This is a genomic window from Parafrankia sp. Ea1.12, assembly GCF_900465275.1.
Classification (GTDB): Bacteria; Actinomycetota; Actinomycetes; order Frankiales; family Frankiaceae; genus Parafrankia; species Parafrankia soli.
The window spans coordinates 1-8,122 of the sequence record NZ_UBIZ01000549.1; the positions used below are offsets into that span (position 1 = coordinate 1).

An 8,122-nucleotide genomic window follows, 5' to 3' on the forward strand; every position below is an offset into this window, starting at 1 on the left:
GGTCGGGCGCGGCCGGTCAGACAACGGCCGCTCAGACAACGGCAGGTCGGGCGCGGCCGGTCAGCCGCGGCCGGTCAGCCGAGGCCGGCCATTAGGCGCGGACGGCCACCAGGTGCAACGAGCCGGGGTCCTCCCGGTACACCGGCGAGCTCGGGGACGTCCCAGAGGCAGACGTCCCGGAGGCGATCTTGAAGCCGGCGCCGACGAGCCGGCGCTCGGCCGTGTGCGCGTCGTAGTGCCACCGGTTCACCGGACTGGTCGGGTGCCGCGCGTTCCCGCGCCGGGGCAGGCCGAGGTGCCCCGCGCCCCGCTCCTCCCCGGGCGAGCGCAGGCGCTGCCACGCCACCAGCTCGTCGGCGTCGATCTCGCCGCGGACGTACCGGTCGACCGCGTACCGCAGGTCAGGTAGCACGACGTGCAGCGTCCCGCCCGGGCGCAGGACGCGGGCGTACTCCTCCAGCGCCCGCCGCATCGCCGGCGGCGGCAGCTCCTGCAGGACGTGCGCGCAGAGGAGGTGATCGACCGAGTCGTCGTCCAGTGGCAGCGCGGCCCGCGGGTCGTGCCGCGCGACGACGGCCACCTCCCGGGCCTCCCACTGTTCGCGGATCGTCCAGCCCCGTCCGCCCCGCGGCCCCGCCGGTAGGTCGCGCGGGCGTGGACGCGGACGTGGGCTGGGACGGGGGCGGGGGGCGAGCCGGGCGACGACCGCGGCCAGCCGCGGCCGGCGCGCCGATCGCCAGCCGGCCGCGCACCCCCTGCGCAGCAGGCGCAGCGTGCGGGACGCCCGCAGCAGCCGGGTGAGGTCGGACGTCCGCCGCAGCGCGGGGTAGGCGGCGACGAGGCCGGGGGAGAACGCGGGGTCGAGGTTGACGTAGTCCGGCAGGACCAGGTGGGACGAGGTGACGTTCACCCACAGCTCGCCCCGGCTGTTGCGGTGGTACCGCAGGCGCCGTGCCCGGCCTGGTGGCGCCGGGAGCCGTGCCGTCCGGTGCGTCATCCCCGTCTCGTGCCCCATTCGTCCGTTGCCCGTGGGCGATCCGTCCCGGCGTCCGCGCCTCCGACCAGCCGTCGGTGACCCGTCCGAGGCCTGGGCGCGCCTTTTAGTCGTCGCTTAGGCACAGAGAGTAGATCGATCCGGGCTGATGTCCGGCATCTCTGCTCGGCGCGTCCCCGGGTGTTCCCGCTGTGGTGCGGTCTCCGTCCACGTCGTCGCCGCCCGGCGCGTCATCGCTTCAGGTAGCGATCATTTCAATACAGAGAGTCATACTTGCTTCGGTGTCAGCGGCCAGGCGCCGGACACCCGGGCACCACGAGGCCGGGCACCACGAGCGGACGGCCCACCCCGACCGGACCCCGGTCTCGAAGGAGCGCTAGATGCGTGTACTGGTCCTCGGTGGCGACGGCTTGCTCGGCGGTGAGCTGGTCCGCCGGCTCGTCCGCGACCATGACGTCACCGTCGCCGTCAGGGCCACCGCACCGTCCTGCCCGCCACCCGCCGACCGGGTGCTCACCGGCGTGGACGTCCGCCGCCGCGACACCATGGTCGACGCGTTCGCCGCGGTGCGGCCGGACGCCGTCGTGAACTCCGTCGGCCTGGTCGGGCGGCGCGCGGAGGGACGTGAGGAGGGCGTGCCCGACCCGGTGGACGTCCACGGGATGACCAAGCTGCTCGGCGAGGTGCGCAACCGGGCGCTGTCCGCGCGCCGGCTGCGGTCGGTAACCGGCTCCGGTCGCCCGGGTGGCCGGCGATGGTCGACGAGCTGGCGACCGCGATCGAACGGCGTGACATCGAAGGCTCCCCCCGGCTCCCCCCGGCGCCGCCCGGCGCCTCGTCCCGGCGCGATCGGAAGCCCCCGCGCCGCCCTCACCTCCCCGAACGGAGTGCACGCCGATGCCTGACAGGAACCTCGACGAACACGGCTCCGGTAACCGGCCGCCGCATCAGCCCTGGTCGGCCGAGCCGGTCGATCCGCTCCGGTAGAAGGGACAGCGGCGTGTCGAGAACGAGAGGCGACAGAGACGACCACACCGGCGCCCGGCAACACGGGGACGACGCCGAGCTCACGCGGACGGGCTTCTTCCGGAGCTGGTTCTCCGGCGGGGGATCCCACCGCCAGCGCGGTCCGGAGTCCCAGCGTGGCGCGGACGCCCAGCGTGGCGCGGACGCCCAGCGTGGCGCGGACGCCCAGCGTGGCGCGGACGCCCAGCGCGGCGCGGACGCCCAGCGCGGCGCGGGGGACCGACGCGGCGGGGACGTCCGGCGTGATTCCGACGTCCGGCGTGACCCGGATGCCCGGCGTGATGCGGACGTCCGGCGTGATCCTGGTGTCGCCGGGGAGCCCGACATGGGGGTGTCCCATCGGATACCGGCGGCCAGGCCCAGGCCACAGACCGGCCACACCGCGACCTCTCCCAACACGACCGGGCTGGACGGCGGCGGTGCCGGCGGTCAGACCGTGCCCGGTCAGGGCGCCAGGGGCCAGAGCATTCCCGGCCAGGGCGCCGGCGGGCCGGGCGTCGGGGCCCAGGGCGTCGGTGGTCAGGGCGCCGAGGAACAGAGCGTCGCGGACCAGGGTGCCGCGGGAGAGAGCACCGTCGGGCGGGGGCCGGCGGAACGAGGAGGAATGACCGCAATGACCGGGACGGCGGGAACGACCGCACGAACAGGTCCCTCTGTGCCGACCGCGCCGTCCACGCCGATCGCGCCTACCGGGCCGACCGTTCCCACAGTCCCGAACCGGCGCCTCCCCCCGGACCGCCAGGGCGCGGCCGGCCGGATGACCATGCCCGACCGGGTGCCGCGCACGGAGATCATGGGAGTCCCCGCGCCGGTGCCGCGCGGCCGACCCGGGCCGGCCGAGCACCGGGCCCGGGTCATGGTCCTGGTCGGCACCCGTCCGGAGATCGTGAAGCTGAGCCGAATCATCGCGGCGCTCGAGCGGGCCGTGGACGTCTGCCTGGTCCACTCGGGCCAGCACTATGACTACGAGCTGAACCAGGTGTTCTTCGACGAGCTCGGTATCCGCAAACCGGACCACTTCCTCGACGCCGTCGGCGCGAGCGCCGCGGAGACCATCGGCCGGGTGATCGCCCGCTCCGACGCGGTGTTCGTCGACGAGTCCCCGGACGCGCTGCTGCTCTACGGGGACACGAACACCACGCTCGCGGTCATCGCGGCCCGGCGGCGGCACATCCCGGTGTTCCACCTGGAGGCCGGGAACCGCTGTTTCGACGACCGGGTCCCGGAGGAGATCAACCGCCGGCTGGTCGACCACCTCAGCGACATCAACCTCCCGCTCACCGAGCACGCGCGGCGCCACCTGCTGGCCGAGGGTCTGCCGGCGCAGCGGATCTTCGTCACGGGCTCGCCGATGAAGGAGGTCCTCGACCACTACGCGCCGCTCGTCGACGCCTCACCGGTGCTCACGAACCTCGGTGTCACCGCGGGCCACTTCCTGGTGGTCAGCGCGCACCGGGAGGAGAACGTCGACGCGCCGGAGCTGCTCATCGGCCTGCTGGAGACACTCAACGCGCTGGCCGCCCGCTACCGGGTGCCGATCATCGTCTCCACTCACCCGCGTACCCGGGATCGTCTCGACGCCCTTGAGGCGTCCGGCCGCGCCCCGGCGACCGACGGCCTCGTCCGTTTCTGCCGGCCCTTCGGGTTCGCGGACTACATCGCGTTGCAGCGGGCGGCGCAGTGCGTGATCTCGGACAGCGGCTCGCTGACCGAGGAGGCCTCGCTGCTCGGGTTCCCCGCGGTGATGATCCGGGAGGCGCACGAGCGCCCCGAGGGCGTCGACCACGGAGTGGCGGTCTCCTGCCTGCCCCGGCCGGACCGGGTCCTCGCCGCGGTCGACCTGGTCGTCGACGCGGCGCAGGGGGACCGGGCACCGCGGATCGTCCCCGATTACGACGTGGACGACGTCTCCCGCCGCGTCGTACGGATCATCGTCAGCCACATCGACTACGTCCGCCGCACCGTCTGGTTCGAGCGCCCACCAGCCGGGACCAGCGAACCAACGCCCGGAGGCACCTCCCTGACCCTCCCATAGCCCAGCCCCAGCCCCTGGCCCGGCTGGGCCGGGGCCGCATCGCGGAGCCCGGAAGCGGGGCCGGACCGCCGGGCTGGTGGTGGCCGCTAGTCGGTGTCGGCGCGGGGGTGTTCGGCCAGCAGGGCGGTGAGGTTGGCGAACAGGGAGGGGGGAGCGGCTATGACGAGGTCCTCGCTGGCTTCCCGGCCGTCCAGGCCGCCGACCCGCAGGCCCGCCTCGGCGGCGATCAGTGCGCCCGCCGCGTGGTCCCAGGGGTGTAGTCCGCGTTCGTAGTAGGCGTCGACGATGCCCGCCGCGGCGGCGCAGAGGTCGAGGGAGGCCGCGCCCATCCGGCGGATGTCGCGGACCCTGGGCACGACCCGGGTCAGCACCGCGGCCTGGGTCGTCCGGCGGCGCTCGGTGTATCCGAAGCCGGTGGCGACGAGTGCGCCGCCCAGCTCGGTCACCGCCGAACCGGTCAGCTTCGTCGGCTCCCCGGCCGTCGGCCCGAGCGACGCGCCCGCGCCGGTGCCAGCGCCCAGGTCGCCCCCGCGATCCGTGCCCACCGGTGTCTCCCAGCGGAAGGCGCCGCCGCCGCGGACAGCGGTGTATGTGACTCCCATCGCGGGCGCGTGCACCACGCCCGCCACGATCTCGCCGTCCAGCTCGGCCGCGATCGACACCGCCCAGTTGGGCAGGCGGTAGAGGAAGTTGACCGTCCCGTCGAGGGGGTCGACGATCCAGCGGACGCCGCTGGTGCCCGCTGTGTCGGAGCCCTCCTCGCCGAGCAGGCCGTCGTCCGGGCGGGCTTCGCGCAGGCGGCGGGCGACGAGGGCCTCCGACGCCCGGTCCAGCGCGGTGACGACGTCGGTCGGCGAGGATTTCGTCGCCTCGGCGGCGACCGTGCCGGCGCGGCCGGTGACGAGCAGGGCCCCGGCCTCGCGGGCGACGTCCAGGCCGAGGTCGAGCAGGGCGGCCGGGGCCGGGCGGAGGGTGCTGGGGGGCGCGTCCACGGTGCTCATCCTGCCAAGGCTGGCCGGCGGCGGGAGCGGCGAGGGGCCCGCGGCCCGCACTCCCGCCGCGAGGGCGACGATCGCGTGCCCCGTAGGATTGTGCGCGTGGTGGCAACGGACAGTACGGAACGGCCGACCCGCGCGGTGCCCGCCAAGCCGAGCTTGGACGGGATCGAGACCCGCTGGTCCGAGCAGTGGCACGAGCGCGGGACCTATGAGTTCGACCGGTCGGCGCCGCGGGAGCGGGTCTACTCGGTCGACACCCCGCCACCGACCGTGAGTGGCTCGCTGCACGTAGGCCACGTGTTCTCGTACACCCACACAGACCTGATCGCCCGCTTCCAGCGGATGCGCGGGCGCGAGGTCTTCTACCCCATGGGGTTCGACGACAACGGGCTGCCGACCGAGCGGCGGGTGCAGAACTACTACGGCGTGCGGTGCGACCCGTCGCTGCCCTACGACCCGGATTTCACCCCGCCGGAGAAGCCGGGTAAGGACCAGCTCCCGATCTCCCGGCGCAACTTCGTCGAGCTCTGCGAGACGCTGACGATCGAGGACGAGAAGGGCTTCGAGGAGCTCTGGCGCCGTCTCGGGCTCTCCGTCGACTGGTCGCACACCTACGCGACCATCGACACCCGGTCCCGCGCGGTGGCGCAGCGGGCCTTCCTGCGTAACCTCGCCCGCGGCCAGGCATACCTGGCCGAGGCCCCGACTCTGTGGGACGTCACGTTCCGCACCGCGGTCGCCCAGGCCGAGCTGGAGGACAGGGAGCGCCCCGGCGCGTACCACACGCTCGCGTTCGGGCGGCCCGGCGGCGACCCGGTGGTGATCGAGACGACCCGTCCGGAGCTGCTGCCGGCCTGCGTGGCACTCGTGGCGCATCCCGACGACGCGCGCTACCAGCCGCTGTTCGGGCAGACGGTGCGCACGCCGCTGTTCGACGTCGAGGTGCCGGTGGTGGCGCACCGGCTGGCTGATCCGGAGAAGGGCTCCGGCATCGCCATGATCTGCACCTTCGGTGACCTCACCGACGTCATCTGGTGGCGTGAGCTGCGGCTGCCCGCCCGCGCGGTGATCGGCCGGGACGGCCGCCTGATCGCCGAGGCCCCCGAGGTGATCTCGTCGCCGGCCGGCCGGGAGCACTACGCCCAGCTCGGCGGGAAGACGATCGCCGCCGCGCGGACGGCGATCGTGGCGGCCCTGCAGGAGTCCGGCGCGCTGCTCGGTGAGCCGCGGGCGATCAATCACCCGGTCAAGTTCTACGAGAAGGGCGACCGGCCGCTCGAGATCGTCACCACCCGCCAGTGGTACATCCGCAACGGCGGCCGGGACGAGCAGTTGCGTGAGCAGCTGCGCCAGCGTGGCAGCGAGCTGCGCTGGCACCCCGAGTACATGCGGGTGCGCTACGAGAACTGGGTGGACGGCCTCAACGGCGACTGGCTGATCAGCCGGCAGCGTTTCTTCGGTGTGCCCTTCCCGGTCTGGTACCCGCTCGACGCGGACGGCCAGCCCCGCCACGACGCCCCGATCGTCGCGGCCGAGGCCACCCTGCCCGTGGACCCGTCCAGTGACGTCCCCCCGGGCTACACGGCCGAGCAGCGGGGCGTGCCCGGCGGCTTCATGGCCGACCCCGACGTCATGGACACCTGGGCCACCTCCTCGCTGACGCCGCTGATCGCCAGTGGCTGGGAGAGCGACCCGGCGCTGTTCGCGCAGGTGTTCCCGATGAACCTGCGCCCCCAGGCGCACGAGATCATCCGGACCTGGCTGTTCTCGACCGTGCTGCGCAGCCACGACGAGTTCGGCACGCTGCCCTGGACGGACGCGGCGATCTCGGGTTGGATCCTCGACCCGGACCGCAAGAAGATGTCGAAGTCCAAGGGCAACGTGGTCACGCCCATGGGCCTGCTCGAGCAGCACGGCTCGGACGCCGTCCGCTACTGGGCGGCCTCGGGCCGTCCGGGCACCGACACGGCCTTCGACGTCGGCCAGATGAAGACCGGCCGCCGGCTCGCCATCAAGATCCTCAACGCGAGCCGGTTCGTGCTGGGCCTCGCCGAGGCGGGCGAGGGCGAGGTCTTCGAGAGCGGCGCGGCCCTCGCGGCCGACGCCGCACCCGGCCCGGCCGCGATCACCGAACCGCTGGACAGAGCACTGCTCGCCGAGCTCGCCCGGGTCGTCGACACGGCCACCGGCGCGTTCGAGGGCTACGACTACACCCGGGCGCTCGAGGTCACCGAGACCTTCTTCTGGCGGTTCTGCGACGACTACGTCGAGCTGGTCAAGGGCCGGGCGTACGGCGGGCACGGGGAGGCCGGCGCCGCCTCCGCCCGGGCGACGCTGTCGATCGCGCTGTCGACGCTGCTCACCCTGTTCGCGCCGTTCCTGCCGTTCGTCACCGAGGAGGTCTGGTCCTGGTGGCGGGCGGGCTCGGTGCACCGGGCCCGCTGGCCGGAGGCCGCCGAGGTCCGCGAGGCCGCCGGGGACGGCCAGCCCGAGCTGCTGGACGCGGTCGGCGCCGCGCTCTCCGCGGTGCGCCGGGCCAAGTCCGAGGCGAAGGTGTCGATGAAGGCCGAGGTCGCCACCGCCCGGGTCAGCGGTGACGCCGACGTCGTCGCGCTGGTCGGGCAGGCTGCCGTGGACCTGCGCAGCGCCGGCGGGATCTGGGAGCTGAGCCTGGTCGGCACCGGCGGCGAGCTGGCTGTCGACGTGGTGCTCGTCCCGCCGGCCGGCTGATCGTCACCGTCCGCGACGGGGGTGCGGTGTGACCGACAGGCCCGACGTGGGCGGCCCCGGTGCGCTGGCCGAGGCGTTCGAGGCGGAGCGCGGGTACCTGCGCGCCGTGGCCTACCGCATCCTCGGCTCGGTCACCGACACCGAGGACATCGTCCAGGACGCCTGGCTGCGCCTCGCCCGGACCGACCCGGCCGCCATCGAGGACCTGCGCGGATGGTTGACCGTGGTCGTCGGCCGGCTCTGCCTCGACCATCTCCGCTCGGCCCGGGTCCGGCGGGAGACCTACGTCGGGCCGTGGCTGCCCGAGCCGCTGGTCGACCCGTCCGGTCCGGGGGCCCG

At 74.1% G+C, this 8,122-nt stretch carries 6 protein-coding genes; 4 read left to right on the forward strand and 2 right to left on the reverse strand.

Features of this window, described 5'->3' with window-relative positions; genetic code table 11:
• Positions 1-91: 91 nt before the first annotated feature.
• Positions 92-997, reverse strand: coding sequence for a class I SAM-dependent methyltransferase (locus FMEAI12_RS31085; protein WP_112108823.1), 906 nt, complete (start codon positions 995-997; stop codon positions 92-94).
• A gap of 377 nt (positions 998-1,374) precedes the next feature.
• Here FMEAI12_RS31085 and FMEAI12_RS31090 point away from each other — a divergent pair, with 377 nt between their 5' ends.
• Positions 1,375-1,899 (forward strand): NAD-dependent epimerase/dehydratase family protein, encoded by a 525-nt coding sequence (locus tag FMEAI12_RS31090; RefSeq protein WP_235014870.1) that lies wholly within the window; start codon positions 1,375-1,377, stop codon positions 1,897-1,899.
• A gap of 95 nt (positions 1,900-1,994) precedes the next feature.
• Positions 1,995-4,055, forward strand: coding sequence for a non-hydrolyzing UDP-N-acetylglucosamine 2-epimerase (gene wecB, locus FMEAI12_RS31095; RefSeq protein WP_235014871.1), 2,061 nt, complete (start codon positions 1,995-1,997; stop codon positions 4,053-4,055).
• 86 nt (positions 4,056-4,141) lie between these two features.
• Here the strand turns inward: wecB and FMEAI12_RS31100 are convergent, their stop codons facing one another.
• A complete protein-coding gene (locus FMEAI12_RS31100; protein WP_112108824.1) occupies positions 4,142-5,056 on the reverse strand; it encodes an inositol monophosphatase family protein in 915 nt (304 codons plus the stop codon).
• 96 nt (positions 5,057-5,152) lie between these two features.
• On the opposite strand from FMEAI12_RS31100, the gene valS reads away from it, so the two are divergent.
• Together valS and FMEAI12_RS31110 are read left to right on the forward strand one after the other, a co-directional pair.
• Positions 5,153-7,783: a valine--tRNA ligase gene (valS, locus tag FMEAI12_RS31105; protein ID WP_112108825.1), complete on the forward strand. Its 2,631-nt coding sequence runs from the start codon at positions 5,153-5,155 to the stop codon at positions 7,781-7,783.
• Positions 7,784-7,811: 28 nt separating this feature from the next.
• The coding region (locus FMEAI12_RS31110) for a sigma factor (protein WP_304598639.1) at positions 7,812-8,122 on the forward strand (311 nt) is incomplete at its 3' end.